Here is a 16,468-nt window from a genome sequence, read left to right as displayed (position 1 = left end):
TCGCTGGCCACCCCGCTCCCTGATCTAGTGCGCCTCGCTCCAGTTAAGCCCGAAATTGAGGTCCACCTTGAGCGGCACCGACAGCGGCAGGGCTCCCTCCATCTCGGTCCGCACCAGTTCCTCCATGAGATCGCGCTCCGCCTCGGGAACTTCGAAAACCAGTTCGTCGTGGACCTGCATGATGAGCCGGCTCGCCACCCGCTCCTGCTGCATGCGGCGGATCACCCTCAGCATGGCTGCCTTGATGATGTCGGCGGCCGATCCCTGGATCGGGTAGTTAACCGCGTTTCTCTGGGCGAAGGCGCGCACGTTGCCGTTTTTGCTGGCTATCTCGGGGATGCAGAGCCGTCTCCCCATTATGGTGGTGACGAAGCCGCAGACCTCCGCTTCCCTGATGCAGCTGTCCAGAAAGCTCCGCGCGCCGCTGTGGCGCTCGAAGTAGCTGTCGATGAAAGCCTTTGCCTGCTTGGGGGTCACCCCCAGCTCCTTGGCGAGGCTGAAGGCCCCCTGGCCGTAGATGACGCCGAAGTTGATCACCTTGGCCTGGCGCCTCATCTCGGAGGTCACCAGCTCCGGGAACATGCCGAACACCTCGGACGCGGTGCGGCGATGGATGTCCTCGCCGGCGGCGAAGGCCTCGCAGAGGACACGGTCGCCGGAGAGGTGCGCCAGCACCCTGAGCTCGATCTGGGAGTAATCGGCGGAAAGCATGAGGCTCCCCGGCTCCGCGATGAAGGCGCGCCTGATGCCGCGCCCCTCTTCGCCCCGGATCGGTATGTTCTGGAGGTTGGGGTCGCTGGAGGAGAGCCTGCCGGTGCTGGTCACCGCCTGGTTATAGGAGGTGTGCACGCGGCCGGTGGCAGGATCGACCAGTTTGGGGAGCGCGTCGGTATAGGTCGACTTCAGCTTCGAGATGCTTCGGTACTGCAAAAGGAGCCGCGCCACCTCGTGCTCCTCGGCCAGCCGCTCCAGCTCCTCCACGTTGGTGGACCAGCCGGTCTTCCCCTTGGTTTTTTTCCCGACGGCAAGCCCCATACGCTCGAAAAGCATCTCCCCCAGCTGTTTGGGGGAGTTGATGTTGAAGGGGCCGCCGCAGTGCTCGTGGATCTGCGCCTCCAGCTCGATCAGCTGTTTGCCGAAACCGGCGGAAAGCTCCTTCATGAGGTCAACGTCCAGCTTCACCCCGTGGAGCTCCATATCGGCCAGAATCCGCATCAGCGGCATCTCCAAGTCGAACAGGAGCTCTTCCATCCCCTGCTCCCGCACCTTGGGGAGCAGTATCTCGTGCAAGAGATACGTGGCGTCGGCGTCCTCGCAGGAGTAGGGGCCAGCACGGTCCAAATCCACCTCGGAGAAGTTCAGCTCGCATTTGCCGCTCCCCGCCACCTCCGCGTACGAGATCATGCGGTGGTCCAGGTACTCCAAGGCCAGGGCGTCCAGCCCCTGGCTGTTGCGCGCCGGGTTGACCAGGTAGGCGGCCAGCATGGTGTCGCACCAGATCCCCTCCATTTCGAACCCCGCCATCCGGAGCACCTGGTAGTCGTACTTCAGGTTCTGGCCGATCTTGCGGCGCGCCGGGTCCTTCAGAAGCGGCCCGAGGATCTCAAGCACCAGGGCCTCGGGAAGCTGCTCCGGAGCCCCGAGATAGCGGTGCCCGACCGGGATGTACCGGGCCTCGTGCGGCCGGCAGCTGACCGCGTATCCCACGACCCGCGCCTCCCTGGGGTTCAGGCTCGTGGTCTCCAGGTCGATGGCGAAGGCGGGGGCCGCCTCCAGCTCGGCCACCACGCGGCGCAGCTCCTCCTCGGTAAGGACCAGCGAGTAACGGTCGCAGGAGAGGGTGGGAGAGCTGGTCAGGTCCTTCAAGAGGGTCACGAAGCCGTACTCCCGGAACAGGGCCGCCAGGCGGCGGTTGTCCGGCGGAGTCACCGCGAAGTCGTCGACGCTGTACTCGATGGGGACGTTGCAGTCGATGGTGGCAAGGGTGCGGCATAGGCGCGCCTGGTCGGCGAACTCCACGAGCCTCTCGCCGTTTTTCCCCTTCACCTCGCCGGCGCGGGCCAGAAGCTCGTCCAGAGAGCCGAATTCCTGCAAGAGCTTCTTGGCCGTCACCTCGCCGATGCCGGGGACGCCGGGGATGTTGTCGGAAGCGTCACCCCAAAGCGCCAGCACGTCCACCACACGCTCCGGCGCCACCCCGAACTTCTCGTACACGTCGGCTATGCCGAAGCTCTTCTCCTTCATGGTGTCGAGCAGGGTGACCCGGTCGGAGACGATCTGCATCAGGTCCTTGTCGCCGGTCACAACGACGCAGGCCATCCCTTGAGCCTCGCACTTCTTGGCGATGGTCCCGATGATGTCGTCCGCCTCGAACCCCGGCAGCTCCAGCGCCGGGATGTTGAAGGCGCGCACCATCTGCTTGATCGGCTCGATCTGCTGGGCCAGGTCCTCCGGCATGGCGCTCCTGGTCGCCTTGTAGGCGGGGAAGAGCTCGTTTCTGAAGGTGATCTTGCCGGCGTCGAAGATGACGGCGACGTGGGCGGGAGCCCGGTCCTTCATCACCTTAAGAAGCATCTGGGTGAAGCCGTAGAGCGCGTTGGTGGGAAAACCGCTGGGGGAGGAGAGGTGCCTGATGGCGAAATAGGCGCGGTATATGTAGGAAGAGCCGTCCAGAAGGTACAGCGTCTCTGTTTCAGTCGTCACTAGGGCTCCTCGCGTGTGAATACTACAAAGGCCATGGCGGGGCGGCGGCTTCCGTCCCGCATGGCGAACTGCAGGGCGTCGAATTTCCATCCCTTCTGGGTCCATTCGTTCAACGCTTCTTCGATAGTTTCATCGGAAACGTGACTCAGTTCGACCACCTTGTACTGCAGCATAATCACTCCTCTTTGGGGGCAAATTCCCGCCCATATTATCCGATAACCCCTTGTGGTTCAAGGCGAAATGTTCTATTGCAAAAAAGTGTCAAACTGCTATGATTTGGAAAACTAAAAAGGGGGTGCAGCAGGTTCAAGACATTTGGTAATCGACGCCAACACAACCAGGATCAAGGGGAGCCAGCATGGCACGAAACGAAGAGAGAACCATCGACGAATTGGCACAGGAGATGGAAATCAACCTGGCAGTGGATTACGACAGAAAAGACCTCAAAGCACAACGAGAACTGACAAAGCAACACCTCTATGACGGCTCCAAGAAATTGAAACACACAGTTCCCAAAGGTAAGAGAGTCTGAGAGATAGCGGAATAGGAACAACGGGGAGGGGGCTTGAGGAGACGGCCCCCTCCCCTTAATTTGATACCTACATTTTGGGGCGCCCAGGCGCCGGACGGAGGAACGCGATGGCGATCGTCAGGTACAACCCGTTGAGCGAGCTTAGAAGCATGCAGGACAAGATGAACCGGCTCTTGGACATGGCGTGGACCAGGGAGGTCGGCGAAGAGATCAGGGAGGGTGTCTGGCATCCCCCGGCCGACGTCTACGAAGACGCCTCGGCGGTCACCATCAAGGTCGAAGTTCCGGACATGGAGCAAAAGGACATCGAGATCAAGGTCGAGGAACAGACCCTCACCGTGAAGGGGGAGCGCAGGCACTCCGAGGAGATCAGGAAGGAGAACTTCCACAGGATCGAGCGCTACTTCGGCCCCTTTCAGAGGAGCTTCGCGCTTCCCGCGGATCTAAATACCGATGCCGTCAGCGCCAGCTGCGACTACGGCGTCCTCACCATAGTCCTACCCAAAACCGGTGTCATGCCGGTAACAGTCGAGGTGAAATAGGGCGCCGGGCGCCCTACCCCTCGTTCATGCTCCCGGTACGATACCCCTGCAGGTCCAGCGACACATAAGTGAATCCGGCGGCGCGGAAAAACTCAATGGTCCTCCCCCTGAGGGAGGGCTCCAGCATGCGCGGCAGTTCCGCCTCGCTCAATTCGATGCGCGCACTCTCCAAGTGAAACCTCACCCGATACACGGTGAACCCCTCCCCCTTCAAGAACTCCTCGCAGCGCTCCACCTGGTTCAGCCTCTGCTCGGTGATCTCGGTCCCATAGGGGAAACGGCTGGCCAGGCAGGCATAGGCCTGCTTGTCCCAGGTGGGGAGCCCGAGCCCGCGGCTCAACTCGCGAATATCCCCTTTGGAGAGGCCAGCTTCCAGAAGCGGCGAACGCACCTTCAGTTCACAGGCGGCGGTGCGGCCGGGGCGGTAGTCGCCCAGATCGTCTGTGTTGCTCCCGTCGGCGACGAAGGCAAACCCGTTGTCGCGCGCCTTCTCCGTGCAGATCCGGAACAACTCGCTTTTGCAGTGGTAGCAGCGGTCCTTGGGGTTGTGGCGGAAGCCGGGTATCTCCAGTTCGTTGGAGACCACGAGCTCCTGGCGGGCTCCGATCCGGGTCGCGAGCCTCTTCGCCTCGGCGAGTTCAGATTCGGGATAGGTCGGGGAGGTGGCGGTGACCGCTAACACCCGTTCTGCGCCCAAGGTGTCGAAGGCGGCCTTAAGAAGAAAGGTAGAGTCGACGCCGCCCGAAAAAGCGACCAAGAGCGACCCCATTTCGCGCAGGATTTCCTGCAACTTCAAGTACTTGTCCTGGGCAGTTTGCATAAGTTCTTTGCGGGCAGGGCCGGCGGCGCCGCGGCAGCATGTCTCTGCCGGCAGTCCCCTTTCCGCCCAGCCCCTAGATGAAGTACATGAAGCGGTGGTCCTGCTCTCGCTTGATGCCGAGCGTCTCGCCGCGGTCGCACAAGGTCTTCAGCGTGATCGACTCGAAGAACTCGTTCAACCTGTTGTTGGACTCTTCCCACACGGTCTGGGTGACGCAGCTGCCGTCGAAGTTGCACTCCCCTTTTTTCCGGCTGGCACAGTCGACGATGAGGGTATCCCCTTCGGTCGCCTCGATGACGGCGCGCACCGTGATTTCCTCCGGGCTCTTGGCGAGGCAGTAGCCCCCTTGCGGCCCGCGCTTGCTCTTCAAAATCCCGTGTTTCTTGAGTCCCTGGAAGATCTGCTCCAGGTAGCGCGGCGAGATGTCCTGGCGGCGGGATATATCCTGGATCTGCGCCGGCTGGCTCCCGGCGTTATAGGCGATGTCAAAAAGAGCACGCAGGCCGTAACGGCTCTTGGTCGATAATCTCATGGTAGTATCTCCCCTGGATTTGTGGATAAGAGAAGATACAATACCACATTTGTCATGTCAACAATTTAAACCGGACCAGACCTGCCATTGCCGACCGGCGCAAAGGGGCATAACTACCAGTATCTCTGTGGGGGCTCGACCCTTCCCACGTGGACGATGGCCGAGTCGATGATCTCGAAAACGTCGCCATAGGCGTTAGTCCATTTGTCTCCTTCTTCCAGCGGAATAGGAACCTCGCGGCTCCCCAGAAAAACCTCGGCGTCGCCTATGTAGGCGTACCATTCGAGATTCCCGTTCATCCAGATCCTGTTTTTCAGCTCCATGAAGCCTCCGAGTAAATTTTTCCCAGATCTTACTTAAAAGATGTCCCCGCGGTCAAGCTACTCCGGTTTTTTCTTGTTGGACCCAGCCGATTTTGCTATTAGAGAGTGATACTTTTCCCGGGGGTCTTTCCTTATGAAATTCACAAAGATGCAGGGTGCAGGCAACGACTACGTGTATGTCAACTGTTTCGAAGAGGCGGTGCATGACCCTGCCGCGGTGGCGATAAAGGTCTCCAACCGCAACTTCGGCATCGGATCGGACGGGCTGATCCTGATCATGCCGAGCGAAGTGGCCGACGTAAGGATGCGGATGTTCAACTCGGATGGATCAGAAAGCGAGATGTGCGGCAACGGCATCCGCTGCGTGGCGAAATATGCCTACGACCACGGAATCGTGACGAAAAATGAGATAACTGCGGAAACCGGCGCCGGGATCCTGACCCTGCAGCTTTTCACCGACGCCGGTTGCAAGGTGGAAAAGGTGCGGGTGAACATGGGGCCGCCGAGGCTGACCAGGAAGGAAATCCCCATGCTGGGGGAACCGGAGGAGCGGGTGGTCAACGTGCCGCTCAACGTGCTCCACTCCAGCTTCAACATCACCTGCGCCTCCATGGGGAACCCCCACTGCGTCATCTTCGTGGATGACGTGGACACGTTCCAGGTCGAGAAGTACGGTCCGCTGATCGAGAATCACGAGCTGTTCCCGCGCCGCACCAACGTGGAATTCGTTCAGATCGTCTCCCGCACCGAGGTGCGCCAGCGCACCTGGGAGCGCGGCGCCGGCGAAACGCTTGCCTGCGGCACCGGTTCCAGCGCAGTCACCGCCGCCTGCGTCCTGAACGGGCTGACAGAGAAGCGCATCTTGAACCACTTGACCGGCGGCGATCTCGAGATGGAGTGGGGGGAGGACGGCAACATCTACATGACCGGCCCGGCGGTTGAAGTGTTTACCGGAGAAATCGACTTATGAACTGCCCAATCTGCAGCAAATGGCAGGACGATCCGGACCAGAGGGTGGTCGAACTGAAGCACACCCTGGTCTCCTTGAACCGGGACCAGTTCTTTGCCGGATACTGCTTCGTCTATACCAGGAACCACGTCACCGAATTGTTCCACCTGAGCGAGCAGGTCAGAAACGGGGTGATGGCCGAGGTAACCGCCGTGGCCCAGGCGCTGCACAGCGTCTTCAGCCCGGACAAGATCAATTACGAGCTGCTGGGGAACATGGCGCCGCACATGCACTGGCATATCGTGCCGCGCCGCTCCAAGGACCCGCTTTGGCCCCGTCCGCAGTGGAGCGAGCCGCACCAGGAAGTGGTGCTCAAACCCGAGGAGTACCGGGAGCGGGCCGCGCTGATCAAGGCACAGTTGAAGAACATCCTGGGCTAGCGCCTGCAACACGTCTCTCCCCCTTCACCGAAGGGGCCAAAAGCCAAAAGGAAAACCATGGACCTGCTGGGCGCACACGTCTCCATCGCCGGAGGCATACATAACGCTGTTGACCGCGGGGTAAGCTCCGGCTGCGGGGTGATCCAGATCTTTACCCAGAACTCGAACCAGTGGAAAGGAAAGGCGGTTTCCCCGGCCGACGCCCAGCTCTTCCGGGACAAACTGACCGCCTCCGGGCTCTCTCACGTCGTCAGCCACGACATCTACCTGATAAACCTGGCAGCCGCCCCCGGCGAGGTGAAGGACAAGAGCCTCATCGCCTTCAAGGAGGAGATGCAGCGCTGCGCAGCACTCGGCATCGACAAGATCGTCATGCATCCCGGCTCCCACACGGGCGACGGCGAGGAGACCGGCATCCGGCGCATCTGCGAGGCGTTCGACCAGCTCTTCGCCGAGGTGCCGGAGTTCACCGGGAAGGTGCTGCTGGAAAACACCGCCGGCCAGGGGACGAACCTCGGCTACCGCTTCGATCACCTGAAGTCGATCATAGAGGGGAGTTCCTATCCCACCCGCTTCGGCGTCTGCTTCGACACCTGCCACGCCTTCGCCTCGGGGTACCCCATCGCAGACCGGGACGGCTATCGCCGGACCTTCGACGAGTTCGACAGCGCGCTCGGGATCGACAAGCTGATGGCCTTCCACCTGAACGACTCCAAGAAGGGGCTCGGCTGCAAGGTGGACCGCCACGAGCACATCGGCGCGGGGGCGCTCGGGCTGGAACCCTTCCGCTTCATCCTGAACGACCCGCACTTCAAGCTGGTGCCGAAGTTCATCGAGACGCCCAAGGGGGACGCCGACGAGATGGATGTGGTGAACCTGAAACTCTTGAGGAGCCTGGTCGAAGGGTGACCGGGCGGGGGGTGCCTTCATGAGCGCTACGAAGCTCAGCGAAAGGGTGGAGATCATCCGCGGGGACATAACGAGGATAGCCGTCGACGCCATCGTCAACGCCGCCAACGGCACACTTCTGGGCGGAGGAGGCGTGGACGGCGCCATCCACCGCGCCGCAGGCCCCGAGCTTCTGGCCGAGTGCAGAACATTGTCGGGGTGCGCCACCGGCGAGGCCAAGATCACCGCCGGCTACCGGTTGCCGGCGCGCCACGTGATACACACGGTCGGCCCGGTCTGGCACGGCGGGAGCCGCGGCGAGCCTGAACTCCTTCGCTCCTGCTACCGCAACGCCTGCCGCCTGGCCCACGAAAATGGGCTCTCCAGCATCGCCTTCCCGGCCATCAGCGCCGGGGTCTACGGCTACCCGATGCGCCTCGCCTGCAGGATCGCGCTGGAAGAGGCAAAGGCCGCACTGGAGGGCTATCCGGACCTGAAAAAGGTGGTCTTCGTCCCCTTTTCGCCCGAGGCGGAACAGATTTATCAAGAGCTTTTGCAGGAGGTTTTTTCGTGAAGGCAGTAATCCAGCGGGTGAAAGAAGCGAAGGTCTCGGTTGAGGGGAGGGTGGTCGGCGAGATCGGGAAGGGCGTCCTGGTGCTCTTGGGCGTCGAGATCGGCGACGGCTGCGCCCAGGCGGACTGGATGGCGGAAAAGATCGTCAACCTGAGGATTTTTGCTGACAACGAGGGGAAGATGAACCTGGCGCTGCCAGAGGTGAAGGGGGAGATGCTCGCCGTTTCCCAGTTCACCCTGGCCGGCAACTGCTCCAAGGGGCGCCGCCCTTCCTTCGACACCGCCGCGGCCCCCGAGGAGGCGAACCGCCTTTACAGCTACTTCATGGGACAGGTATGGGAGCGGGGGGTGCCGGTGCAAAGCGGGATCTTTCAGGCTGATATGGAGGTCTCCCTGGTGAACGACGGTCCGGTGACCTTCATCCTGGAGACCCCGCCCAAGCGCTAGTCACATCAGGGGGCGCACCTCTTCCACCTTGAAGTAGGCCACCCGGGTCACCGCAGCGCTCGCCTGAGGGCTCGCCACCTGCGCCGTCCTTTCCCTGATGTTCTCCAGCATTTCCCCCTCGCCGGCTTCCTCGGCCATGGTCAAGGTCAATCTCCAGCCGTTGTATCCCCTGGACGGTGCGAGGTAAAGGTAGCTCGCGTGCGGGTTCTCCCTCAAGTTGGCGATCGTGCGCCCCTCGCTGAAGCCCCAGGCCAGCGTCTGCTCGTCCACTACATGAGGTATGGCGAAGACCGCCTGGTTGACCACGCCTGCCGCGTCAGCGGTGGCGATGATGCCTCGTCCCCCCTCTGGAAAGAGTTCTGCAAGTCTCATGTGTTGCACCCCCTTTTTCCTTTAAGCTGATTTAGCACTATGATAACTTAGCAGGTTCAAAAGGATTGTCCATAACAGCTGGGAGCGCTGCGCCAATGAGAAGCTCGCTGGAACTTAAAACCGTACTCGATTCACTTTACGCCGTCCGCTCGCAGGAGCACCTCGCCAACGACCCGCTTTCGTTCTGCCACCGCTATGCCGACCCGCGGGACCAGGAGATCGCCGGCCTCATCGCCTCCTCGTTCGCCTACGGCAACGTCAAGATAATCAAGAAGAACCTCGCCTGGATCTTCGACCGGATGGGGGATTCCCCGCGCCGCTTCGTCGAGCGGTTAGAGCCGGAGCAAGGCTCCCGGCTCTTCGCCGGTTTCAAGCACCGCTTCAACGACGCCCGCGACCTCTGCGCGCTCCTTTTCGCCTGCCGCACCATGCTGGAGCAGGCGGGGTCCGTGGAGGGGTGGCTGCTCCAGTTCCACGTCCAAGGGGAGGAGGACCTGACCGGGACCCTCTCCGGGTTCAGCGAGGCGGTGAAGTCCCTCGACTTCACCCCCGTCTTCGGCGCCGCCACTCCCCCCGCCGACTCCTACTTCCCCTTCTTCTTTCCCTCCCCCGCCTCGGGTAGCGCCTGCAAAAGGCTCTGCATGTACCTTCGGTGGATGGTGCGGCCGGCCGACGGCATCGACCTGGGGATCTGGAAGGGGATCAGGCCGGACCAGTTGGTCATCCCCGTGGACGCGCATATCCAGCGCATCTGCAGGCTTCTGGGCTTCACCGCCCGCAAGCAGGCGGACTGGCGCATGGCGCGCGAGATCACCGCGGCGCTGCGCGAGCTCGACCCGGCGGACCCGGTCAAATACGACTTCTCCATCTGCCACCTGGGGATCTCCGAGGGTTGCGACGGCAAGGACCACTTGAAGTGCGTAGCCTGCCCCATCGCCGGGCTCTGCCCGGTTGGATCGCCTTGACCGCGGTCTCCCCCGCATACCTGCATGGCTACAGCTTCTACGCGCCGGCGGGCGAGGTCTACCAAAGCCGCTTCCAGGCCCCCTTCCCGCCCCATGACAGCCCTTTCTACTGCGGCGACTCGCGCCCATCGGTGGACGCGGCGGCGTCCGACCGGGGGGGTGCGGCCATGCGGAGGCGCTCTTTCTGATAAACTCGGTGCGCAAGTGGCGCCCGGCGGCGCTGGCATCGAAGAGATAGCAGTCGATAAATCTATTTCCAAGGAGAAGAAGATGGAACAATACGGATTTTTAGGATTGGGGATCATGGGAAGCGCGATGGCCAAAAACCTGCTCAAGGCGGGTTTCAAGGTGACGGTCTGGAACCGGTCGCAGGAAAAGTGCGCCGAGTTCGCGGCGCTCGGGGCCACGGTTGCCGCCACCCCCGCCGAGGTGACCTCCTCCTGCAGCGTCACCATCGCCATGCTGGCCGACCCGGCAGCGGCACACGCGGTCTGCTTCGGCCCTGAAGGCGCGCTGGAAGGGATCGGCGCCGGAAGGGGTTACGTCGACATGTCGACGGTCGACGCCGCGACGGCGCAGGAGATCGGCGCTGCCGTGACCGGCAAGGGTGGGAGGTTCCTGGAAGCTCCCGTTTCCGGCAGCAAGAAGCCGGCCGAGGACGGCACCCTGATCATCCTCGCCGCAGGCGACCGGGGGCTCTTCGATCAGGCGCTCCCGCTCTTCGAAAAGATGGGAAAGAAAAGCCTTTATCTTGGCGAGGTGGGGCGCGGCGCGCAGATGAAGCTCATCGTCAACATGGTCATGGGAGGGATGATGACCATCTTCTGCGAGGGGCTCGCGCTCGCTGACAAGGCGGGGCTCGAATGCAGCGACCTATTGGACGTCATCGACGCCGGCGCCATGGCGAACCCGATGTTCAAGCTGAAGGGGGCGCAGATCGGGCAGGAAAACTTCGCCACGGCCTTTCCCCTCAAGCACATGCAAAAGGACATGCGCCTCGCCGTGGCGCTCGGGGATCAGTTGGGGCAGCCGCTTTTTTCCGCCTCCGCCGCCAATGAAAGCTTCAAAAGGGCGAGGTCGCAAGGGTTCTCGGACCAGGACTTCAGCGCCGTCTTCAAGGCGATCGCCTCGTGAAAAAGCTCCTCTCCCTGGCCGCAGTGACGCTCCTCACCAGCGCCTTCCTCGATCCCCTGATCTACTCCGGGCTGGACAAGCCCATACCGTGGGGGCGCGACGCGCTGATGGCCGTTGGTGGGGTAGTCTGCTTTTACCTGCTGGTGAAATACCGTAACGACTTGTAAACCGCCGGGCAAGTTTGCCGTTGACAAATATAAACGGCTCCCTTATCCTGCAGCCACAATTGAATAAAAAGACCTGCTTATCTAGAGTGGTGGAGGGAAAGGCCCTGCGAAGCCACAGCAACCGGCCCAGAAATGGGCGACAGGTGCTAAATCCTGCCGAAAGGCGAAGATGAGAAAGGCGCTTTAGCTCCATCACCACAAAAGCCCCTTCTCTCATACCGAGACGGGGCTTTTTTAATACCTGCTGCATGCGGCGCATCATTTAAGAGAGAAACATGTCCTACGGCATAGTGACAGAACAGATCGCCACCTTCGATACGGAACTGCGGCTGGAAAGCGGGCGTATCCTGGGGCCGATCGACATAGCCTACGAGACCTACGGCACCTTGAACGAGTCGCGCTCGAACGCCATCCTGGTGACCCATGCCTGGACCGGCAGCGCGCACTTGGCCGGTCGCTACAGCGAAGACGAGAAGCGCGCGGGCTGGTGGGACGAAATCGTCGGCCCCGGCGCCCTTTTGGACACCGACCGCTACTTCGTGATCTGCTCCAACGTGATCGGCTCCTGCTTCGGCTCCACCGGCCCCACCTCGATCAACCCGAAGACCGGCAAGCGCTACAACCTGGCCTTCCCGGTGATCACGGTGCGCGACATGGTGAAGGCCCAGGCCCTGCTCATGGACCGGCTCGGAATCGGGAAGCTTTTCTGCGTGCTGGGGGGGAGCATGGGGGGGATGCAGGCCCTGGAGTGGGCGACCCAGTTCCCGGAGCGGGTAGGCTCGGCCGTGGTGCTCGCCACGACGCCGCGCCCTTCGGCGCAGGCCATCTCGCTGAACGCCGTGGCGCGCTGGGCCATCTTCAACGACCCTAACTGGAAAAAAGGGGAATACCGGAAGAACCCCAAGGACGGCCTGGCTTTAGCCCGCGGCATCGGGCACATCACCTTCCTCTCGGACGAATCGATGACGGCCAAGTTCGACCGCCGCTTCTCCGCCCGCGACGGGCAGTTCGACTTCTTCGGGCAGTTCGAGGTGGAACGCTACCTGACCTACAACGGCTACAACTTCGTGGACCGCTTCGACGCCAACTCCTTCCTCTACCTCGCCAAGGCGCTCGACCTCTACGACGTCGCCTCGGGGTGCGAATCGCTGGAGGAAGCCTTCGCGCCGGTTACCGCCCCGATCCAGTTCTTCGCCTTCACCTCGGACTGGCTCTACCCGCCGGCGCAGACCGAGGAGATGGTCGCATCACTCAAGACGCTGGGAAAACAGGTCGAGTACCACCTGATCACCTCGGCCTACGGCCACGACGCCTTCCTTTTGGAGCACCAGACCTTCACCCCGCTGGTCGAGTCCTTCCTGGACCGGGTCAAGGTCTAGGCAGCACCCGCCTCGCGCACCGGCCACCCCATAATGGCGGCCACGTCTTCGTTGAGCATCATCTCCTCGCCGCTGGGAAGGGCAAACACCTTGACCTTGGAGCTGTCGGCGCTGATCAGCATCTCCCGCTCGCCCCGCAAGGCCTCCTCGTCCCGCTTCAGGTCCACCTCGATGCCGAACTGTTCCATCCCCTTGAGCGCCATACCCCGGACCGGCCAGTCCTCCCACCCCTCGCCGTAGGTGAAGACGATGGCGTCGGGCTTGCCGATCACGGCGATGTAGGCCCCTATGTACTTGCGCAGACGGTAGGACTCCATGTCGAGAGCCAGCTGGCAACGTGCGTCTCCCACCACCGCCTCGTCCACCACCGTCCTGCGGCTCACCCGGCGCCCCACTATCCCCGCGAGCCCGCTCTTCTGGTTCAGGAAGAGATCCATGTCCGTCGCCGAGATGCCCGCCTCGTTGATCATGAACGGGACGATCCCCGCGTCTATGTCGCCGCAGCGGGTCCCCATCATCACCCCTTCCAGCGGCGTGAGCCCCATGCTGGTATCGACCGAGACCCCGTTTTTCAGCGCGCAGAGCGACACGCCGTTGCCGGTGTGCACCGTCACCAGGTTGCAGCGCTCCAGGGGAACCCCGGCGAGCGCGGCCCCCCTCCTGGCGGCATGGAGGTGTGACTGCCCGTGGAAGCCGTAGCGCCTGATGCCGTGCTGCTTGTACCAGTCGTAGGGAAGTGGGTAGATATAGGCTTTTTCCGGCATGGTCTGGTGGAAGGCGGTGTCGAAGATGGCGACCTGCGGCAGGTCGGGCAAGAGCTCCTGCGCTGCCCGGATGCCGGCCAAGTTCGGGGTGTTGTGCAGCGGGGCGAGGTTCGCGGTCTCCTTGATGGCCGCGACGACGTCGTCATCTATCAGCACCGACCTGGTGAACCTCTCTCCCCCATGAACCACGCGGTGCCCGATGGCGCGGATGCTTGCTACATCAGGGAGCACCCCGTCCTTCGCGTCGGTCAGCGTGTCCAACACGAATTGCAGCGCCTGGGTGTGATCGGCGCAGTCGGCGTCAAGCTGCCTGGGCTCCTTGCCGGGGACCTTGTGGATGAGGAAGGTATCCCCGATGACGATCCGCTCCACGTTCCCGCTGGCCAGGGTGCGGTTTTGCCCCCAGTCGAAAAGTTGATACTGCACGGAAAAGCTCCGGCAGTTGAGGGTGAGGATGAGCATGCTGAAAGACTCCAGTCCGGGCGCGCAGGCGGCCCGATCGCTTGTTCGTTAGACCGACCATAACTAGCATGCTCGGTTGAAAAGTGCAATTACAAGTGGGGGAACTCCACGACAACTACGGGGAATTCTTTAGTAAAAAATCGGCGATCACGGGCCGGTGGTCCGACGCCCTGCCGGTCCCGACCCGGCAGCGGGAAGCGGTGAGCCAGGAGTTGGTCATGACGTGGTCGATGCGCATCCAGGAAACGCGCAGCAAGGGAATCCTGTTTTTCAAAAGGAAATGCCCGTAGGTGTAGCCGTACCCCTCTCCGGCCGCGGCGAAAGCGTCCGCCAGCCCCGCCTCCCTGAGCGTGCGGCAGACAAGGGAAGAGTCGGGCGAATTCAGGTCCCCCGCCACCAGCACCGGCCCCTTCTCGCGGGAGAGGTATCCGGCGACAGTCCTGGCCTGGATGAGCCGCAGCGTCACGTTGTCCTCGAACCTTTCCACCGCATCCGGGATATACCAGGGACCTTGCTTCGCTTTCCGGAAGGCGTTCAAGCTTCGGCGCGGGGTCTTGAAGTGGACGTCGTAAAGCGATATTTCCGAGGAACCGACCCGCACCTTGCAGCGCAGGAGGTACTCCTTACTCCGCCCCGAGTAGGGGAGCTCGAAAACCTCGGCCGCCGAGAGGGGATACCTGCTGGCGATCAGGTATCGCCCCTGGCTGAGCAGGTGCCAATCCTTGAAGTACCCCGCCAATGGACCAGCCCCGGCGCGCACCGCATCCTGGAAAAGGACGATGTCGGGGCGGCTGCGCTCCAGTTCCTCCACCAGCGGCATGAGGTCATGCTTTCCGTACTTGATGTTCCAGGTCATCACCCTGAGCGGGGTCCCCGACACTTCCCCCTTCTCCCGGTTCAGGGGCCAGTTGTACCCCATCACCGGGCCGATGACCCACATGAGGGCACAAAGGGGGAGCCAAACCCAGGGACGCTCGGCTTTCCAGGTAACCGGCAGCAGGATGATGCCAGGCAGTGCCCACATAACCTGAGGGAGGTAGAGGTTCAAGGCGCCGGGCCAGAAGCGGTCGGCGCCTATCCGGTGGGAAAGGGCGATGGCTGCGATGACAGCCGCGTAGAGGAGGTTCAACCACAAAACGGGCCTCATGCGCCACCTCCGGGGACCGGGTCAGATCCGCCCCTGTCGCCCACAGGCGCTGGCGCATAAGGGGCGCCCGCCCGGTTACCGTAAGGCGACACGCTCGGTCCAGAATGAGGCGATTTCATGAGGGAGGAGATGACAGTACTCACCTTGGTACTCAGTCCTTATGTGCTCCAAAAGCTCCCGGTAGAGTTCACAGTGATACTCGTCGAACTGCCGGTTGCCGTCGAAGTTCATGTAATCGGGGTGGGTGATCAAGAGGGCCATGCCGCCGTGCTCCGCGATCCAGCGCAGCTTCTCTTTCCAGATTCCGATCCCCTTTTCCCTGAACAGGATGAACATGGTGAAGTCCTGCGGCAGGGTATAGGGGAGCACGACGTATTCCCGCCCCGGTACCGCTGTCTGGTGCACCGGGAAAATGGTCCTCAGGCTGTCGGACTGCGGCTCGAACGGGTCAGTGTCGAAGGCGGACGCCTCATAGCTGATGTCAAGTTGGTGCAGCCATTCGAAGTTATGGTAGACACAGGGCGATCGGAAGCCGACTGCGCCCCACTCCTTCAGGTACCCGTTGATCAGCGCCGCCTGCCGGGCGAAGGTGTCAGGCGACTCGTACAGCTTCCTGTTGTGCTCCAGGCCGTGCACCCCCACCTCGAACCCCTGCTCCACCAGTTTCCTGCGCAGCTCCGGAGGTAGCACGTAATCGTGGGCCACGAAGTTGAACGAAGAGCGGAATCCCATCTCCTTTTCCAGCTCCATAAGCTCCTCGCACCGCTCGAGGCCGCGCGCCGTATCGACGTCGTGGGTGAGGACCACGGAGAAACGGTTCCCATTGGGCCAGCCGGGAAAGCCCGCGGGCTTGCCGCCTGCATCGGGATCGATGGGCCAGATGGAGCGGTGCAACGCCCTTTTGCGCCTTGCCACCACTCTGCGCAGGAGAATCTGCAGCTTGCGTGACATCAGAGGCTTCACCCAGTAGTACGCGCGTGCCACCATCTCTTCCGTGATGAGCTTCATGCGGCTCTCCTTTTACCTCTCTCCCACTCTCCCATTAGAAAGAGGAGGCGCCCGTGCCGGCCCCGAAGCCCGCCAGCCAAGGCCGCAGGATTAACGGAACCAATCCTTAATAACGCTCGTCGGCCCATTAATTAGCAAACACCAAGACAAAATATAGCCAAACAAAATGACAACGCAAGCAGCGTCAGAAAAGGGGACAGGCTACTTTATTTTTTGAATAAGTAGCCTGTCCCCTTTTTAGAGACAGCCAAGTGACGATGTGCTATGTTTCCGTCTTCCTTTGCAGCCGCCCGGAGGCTGGGAAGGGCCGCGAATCGCAGA

General features: G+C 62.0%; 21 protein-coding genes and 1 riboswitch. Of the genes, 12 read left to right on the top strand and 9 right to left on the bottom strand.

The genetic code is table 11. The annotated features are described in order from the left end of the window. Nucleotides 1-24: 24 nt before the first annotated feature. Entirely contained in the window at nt 25-2,703 is a 2,679-nt protein-coding gene (polA, locus tag GBEM_RS01800) for a DNA polymerase I (RefSeq protein ID WP_012528803.1), read from the bottom strand. Continuing rightward, nucleotides 2,703-2,876 (bottom strand): hypothetical protein, encoded by a 174-nt coding sequence (locus tag GBEM_RS20580; protein WP_012528802.1) that lies wholly within the window; start codon nt 2,874-2,876, stop codon nt 2,703-2,705. The genes polA and GBEM_RS20580 overlap by 1 nt, the downstream gene beginning before the upstream one ends. A 185-nt stretch (nt 2,877-3,061) precedes the next feature. On the opposite strand from GBEM_RS20580, the gene GBEM_RS21375 reads away from it, so the two are divergent. Together GBEM_RS21375 and GBEM_RS01795 are read left to right on the top strand one after the other, a co-directional pair. Next, the gene (locus GBEM_RS21375; protein ID WP_012528801.1) at nt 3,062-3,235 is read left to right on the top strand and encodes a hypothetical protein; all 174 of its coding nucleotides are present in this window, start codon (nt 3,062-3,064) and stop codon (nt 3,233-3,235) included. A 107-nt stretch (nt 3,236-3,342) separates the two neighbouring features. After that, nucleotides 3,343-3,777: an Hsp20/alpha crystallin family protein gene (locus tag GBEM_RS01795; protein ID WP_012528800.1), complete on the top strand. Its 435-nt coding sequence runs from the start codon at nt 3,343-3,345 to the stop codon at nt 3,775-3,777. Nucleotides 3,778-3,790: 13 nt separating this feature from the next. Here GBEM_RS01795 and larE read toward each other — a convergent pair whose 3' ends face one another. The 3 genes from larE to GBEM_RS01780 form a co-directional block, all read right to left on the bottom strand. Beyond that, a complete protein-coding gene (larE, locus tag GBEM_RS01790) occupies nt 3,791-4,597 on the bottom strand; it encodes an ATP-dependent sacrificial sulfur transferase LarE (protein ID WP_012528799.1) in 807 nt (268 codons plus the stop codon). 73 nt (nt 4,598-4,670) lie between these two features. After that, nucleotides 4,671-5,129 carry an RrF2 family transcriptional regulator gene (locus tag GBEM_RS01785; protein ID WP_012528798.1) on the bottom strand — a complete coding sequence of 153 codons (459 nt, stop codon included), beginning with the start codon at nt 5,127-5,129 and terminating at the stop codon, nt 4,671-4,673. Nucleotides 5,130-5,242: 113 nt separating this feature from the next. Next, a complete protein-coding gene (locus GBEM_RS01780) occupies nt 5,243-5,452 on the bottom strand; it encodes a hypothetical protein (protein WP_012528797.1) in 210 nt (69 codons plus the stop codon). 133 nt (nt 5,453-5,585) lie between these two features. On the opposite strand from GBEM_RS01780, the gene dapF reads away from it, so the two are divergent. Genes dapF through dtd form a run of 5 tightly spaced genes read left to right on the top strand, consistent with a single transcriptional unit; the run spans nt 5,586 to nt 8,749 of the window. Next, complete coding sequence (dapF, locus tag GBEM_RS01775; protein WP_012528796.1) at nt 5,586-6,422, top strand: diaminopimelate epimerase; 837 nt, start codon at nt 5,586-5,588, stop codon at nt 6,420-6,422. After that, nucleotides 6,419-6,841 carry an HIT family protein gene (locus GBEM_RS01770; RefSeq protein ID WP_012528795.1) on the top strand — a complete coding sequence of 141 codons (423 nt, stop codon included), beginning with the start codon at nt 6,419-6,421 and terminating at the stop codon, nt 6,839-6,841. The genes dapF and GBEM_RS01770 overlap by 4 nt, the downstream gene beginning before the upstream one ends. 57 nt (nt 6,842-6,898) lie before the next feature. Next, complete coding sequence (locus GBEM_RS01765) at nt 6,899-7,750, top strand: deoxyribonuclease IV (protein ID WP_012528794.1); 852 nt, start codon at nt 6,899-6,901, stop codon at nt 7,748-7,750. Nucleotides 7,751-7,769: 19 nt separating this feature from the next. Beyond that, nucleotides 7,770-8,303: an O-acetyl-ADP-ribose deacetylase gene (locus GBEM_RS01760; protein ID WP_012528793.1), complete on the top strand. Its 534-nt coding sequence runs from the start codon at nt 7,770-7,772 to the stop codon at nt 8,301-8,303. Further along, nucleotides 8,300-8,749 (top strand): D-aminoacyl-tRNA deacylase, encoded by a 450-nt coding sequence (gene dtd, locus GBEM_RS01755; protein ID WP_012528792.1) that lies wholly within the window; start codon nt 8,300-8,302, stop codon nt 8,747-8,749. The genes GBEM_RS01760 and dtd overlap by 4 nt, the downstream gene beginning before the upstream one ends. Here dtd and GBEM_RS01750 read toward each other — a convergent pair whose 3' ends face one another. Then, complete coding sequence (locus tag GBEM_RS01750) at nt 8,750-9,121, bottom strand: pyridoxamine 5'-phosphate oxidase family protein (RefSeq protein WP_012528791.1); 372 nt, start codon at nt 9,119-9,121, stop codon at nt 8,750-8,752. Between the two features lie 95 nt (nt 9,122-9,216). Here GBEM_RS01750 and GBEM_RS01745 point away from each other — a divergent pair, with 95 nt between their 5' ends. The 5 genes from GBEM_RS01745 to metX all read left to right on the top strand — a co-directional run bounded on the left by GBEM_RS01745 (nt 9,217) and on the right by metX (nt 12,766). Continuing rightward, nucleotides 9,217-10,086 (top strand): TIGR02757 family protein, encoded by an 870-nt coding sequence (locus GBEM_RS01745; RefSeq protein WP_012528790.1) that lies wholly within the window; start codon nt 9,217-9,219, stop codon nt 10,084-10,086. After that, nucleotides 10,083-10,274, top strand: a complete 192-nt coding sequence (locus GBEM_RS01740; protein ID WP_041262526.1) for a hypothetical protein — start codon at nt 10,083-10,085, stop codon at nt 10,272-10,274. The genes GBEM_RS01745 and GBEM_RS01740 overlap by 4 nt, the downstream gene beginning before the upstream one ends. 82 nt (nt 10,275-10,356) lie before the next feature. Next, nucleotides 10,357-11,220 (top strand): NAD(P)-dependent oxidoreductase, encoded by an 864-nt coding sequence (locus GBEM_RS01735; RefSeq protein WP_012528789.1) that lies wholly within the window; start codon nt 10,357-10,359, stop codon nt 11,218-11,220. Then, the gene (locus GBEM_RS21370) at nt 11,217-11,387 is read left to right on the top strand and encodes a hypothetical protein (RefSeq protein ID WP_012528788.1); all 171 of its coding nucleotides are present in this window, start codon (nt 11,217-11,219) and stop codon (nt 11,385-11,387) included. The genes GBEM_RS01735 and GBEM_RS21370 overlap by 4 nt, the downstream gene beginning before the upstream one ends. A 74-nt stretch (nt 11,388-11,461) precedes the next feature. Then, a riboswitch (SAM riboswitch) is annotated at nt 11,462-11,563 on the top strand. Nucleotides 11,564-11,662: 99 nt separating this feature from the next. Beyond that, nucleotides 11,663-12,766, top strand: coding sequence for a homoserine O-acetyltransferase MetX (gene metX / locus GBEM_RS01730; protein ID WP_012528787.1), 1,104 nt, complete (start codon nt 11,663-11,665; stop codon nt 12,764-12,766). Here metX and GBEM_RS01725 read toward each other — a convergent pair. The 3 genes from GBEM_RS01725 to GBEM_RS01715 form a co-directional block, all read right to left on the bottom strand. Beyond that, nucleotides 12,763-13,992, bottom strand: coding sequence for an acetate kinase (locus tag GBEM_RS01725; RefSeq protein ID WP_012528786.1), 1,230 nt, complete (start codon nt 13,990-13,992; stop codon nt 12,763-12,765). The two genes, metX and GBEM_RS01725, sit on opposite strands and share 4 nt — an antisense overlap. Nucleotides 13,993-14,107: 115 nt before the next feature. Continuing rightward, nucleotides 14,108-15,139, bottom strand: coding sequence for an endonuclease/exonuclease/phosphatase family protein (locus tag GBEM_RS01720; protein ID WP_012528785.1), 1,032 nt, complete (start codon nt 15,137-15,139; stop codon nt 14,108-14,110). A gap of 75 nt (nt 15,140-15,214) precedes the next feature. After that, nucleotides 15,215-16,147 (bottom strand): polysaccharide deacetylase family protein, encoded by a 933-nt coding sequence (locus GBEM_RS01715; protein WP_012528784.1) that lies wholly within the window; start codon nt 16,145-16,147, stop codon nt 15,215-15,217. Nucleotides 16,148-16,468: the final 321 nt, after the last annotated feature.

The organism is Citrifermentans bemidjiense Bem, from assembly GCF_000020725.1.
Classification (GTDB): Bacteria; Desulfobacterota; Desulfuromonadia; order Geobacterales; family Geobacteraceae; genus Geomonas; species Geomonas bemidjiensis.
Note: the sequence above shows the minus strand (reverse complement) of the source record. Positions and strands in the feature narration are given on the sequence as shown.

What these genes read in the sequence shown, in the direction of transcription:
- GBEM_RS01720 (WP_012528785.1), bottom strand. Translation starts at nt 15,139, where the DNA reads ATGAGGCCCGTTTTGTGGTTGAACCTCCTCTACGCGGCTGTCATCGCA.
- GBEM_RS01715 (WP_012528784.1), bottom strand. Translation starts at nt 16,147, where the DNA reads ATGAAGCTCATCACGGAAGAGATGGTGGCACGCGCGTACTACTGGGTG.
- GBEM_RS01750 (WP_012528791.1), bottom strand. Translation starts at nt 9,121, where the DNA reads ATGAGACTTGCAGAACTCTTTCCAGAGGGGGGACGAGGCATCATCGCC.
- GBEM_RS01785 (WP_012528798.1), bottom strand. Translation starts at nt 5,129, where the DNA reads ATGAGATTATCGACCAAGAGCCGTTACGGCCTGCGTGCTCTTTTTGAC.
- GBEM_RS01765 (WP_012528794.1), top strand. Translation starts at nt 6,899, where the DNA reads ATGGACCTGCTGGGCGCACACGTCTCCATCGCCGGAGGCATACATAAC.
- larE (WP_012528799.1), bottom strand. Translation starts at nt 4,597, where the DNA reads ATGCAAACTGCCCAGGACAAGTACTTGAAGTTGCAGGAAATCCTGCGC.
- GBEM_RS01745 (WP_012528790.1), top strand. Translation starts at nt 9,217, where the DNA reads ATGAGAAGCTCGCTGGAACTTAAAACCGTACTCGATTCACTTTACGCC.
- metX (WP_012528787.1), top strand. Translation starts at nt 11,663, where the DNA reads ATGTCCTACGGCATAGTGACAGAACAGATCGCCACCTTCGATACGGAA.
- GBEM_RS01780 (WP_012528797.1), bottom strand. Translation starts at nt 5,452, where the DNA reads ATGGAGCTGAAAAACAGGATCTGGATGAACGGGAATCTCGAATGGTAC.
- GBEM_RS01725 (WP_012528786.1), bottom strand. Translation starts at nt 13,992, where the DNA reads ATGCTCATCCTCACCCTCAACTGCCGGAGCTTTTCCGTGCAGTATCAA.
- GBEM_RS01795 (WP_012528800.1), top strand. Translation starts at nt 3,343, where the DNA reads ATGGCGATCGTCAGGTACAACCCGTTGAGCGAGCTTAGAAGCATGCAG.
- GBEM_RS01770 (WP_012528795.1), top strand. Translation starts at nt 6,419, where the DNA reads ATGAACTGCCCAATCTGCAGCAAATGGCAGGACGATCCGGACCAGAGG.
- GBEM_RS21375 (WP_012528801.1), top strand. Translation starts at nt 3,062, where the DNA reads ATGGCACGAAACGAAGAGAGAACCATCGACGAATTGGCACAGGAGATG.
- GBEM_RS20580 (WP_012528802.1), bottom strand. Translation starts at nt 2,876, where the DNA reads ATGCTGCAGTACAAGGTGGTCGAACTGAGTCACGTTTCCGATGAAACT.
- GBEM_RS01735 (WP_012528789.1), top strand. Translation starts at nt 10,357, where the DNA reads ATGGAACAATACGGATTTTTAGGATTGGGGATCATGGGAAGCGCGATG.
- dapF (WP_012528796.1), top strand. Translation starts at nt 5,586, where the DNA reads ATGAAATTCACAAAGATGCAGGGTGCAGGCAACGACTACGTGTATGTC.
- GBEM_RS01760 (WP_012528793.1), top strand. Translation starts at nt 7,770, where the DNA reads ATGAGCGCTACGAAGCTCAGCGAAAGGGTGGAGATCATCCGCGGGGAC.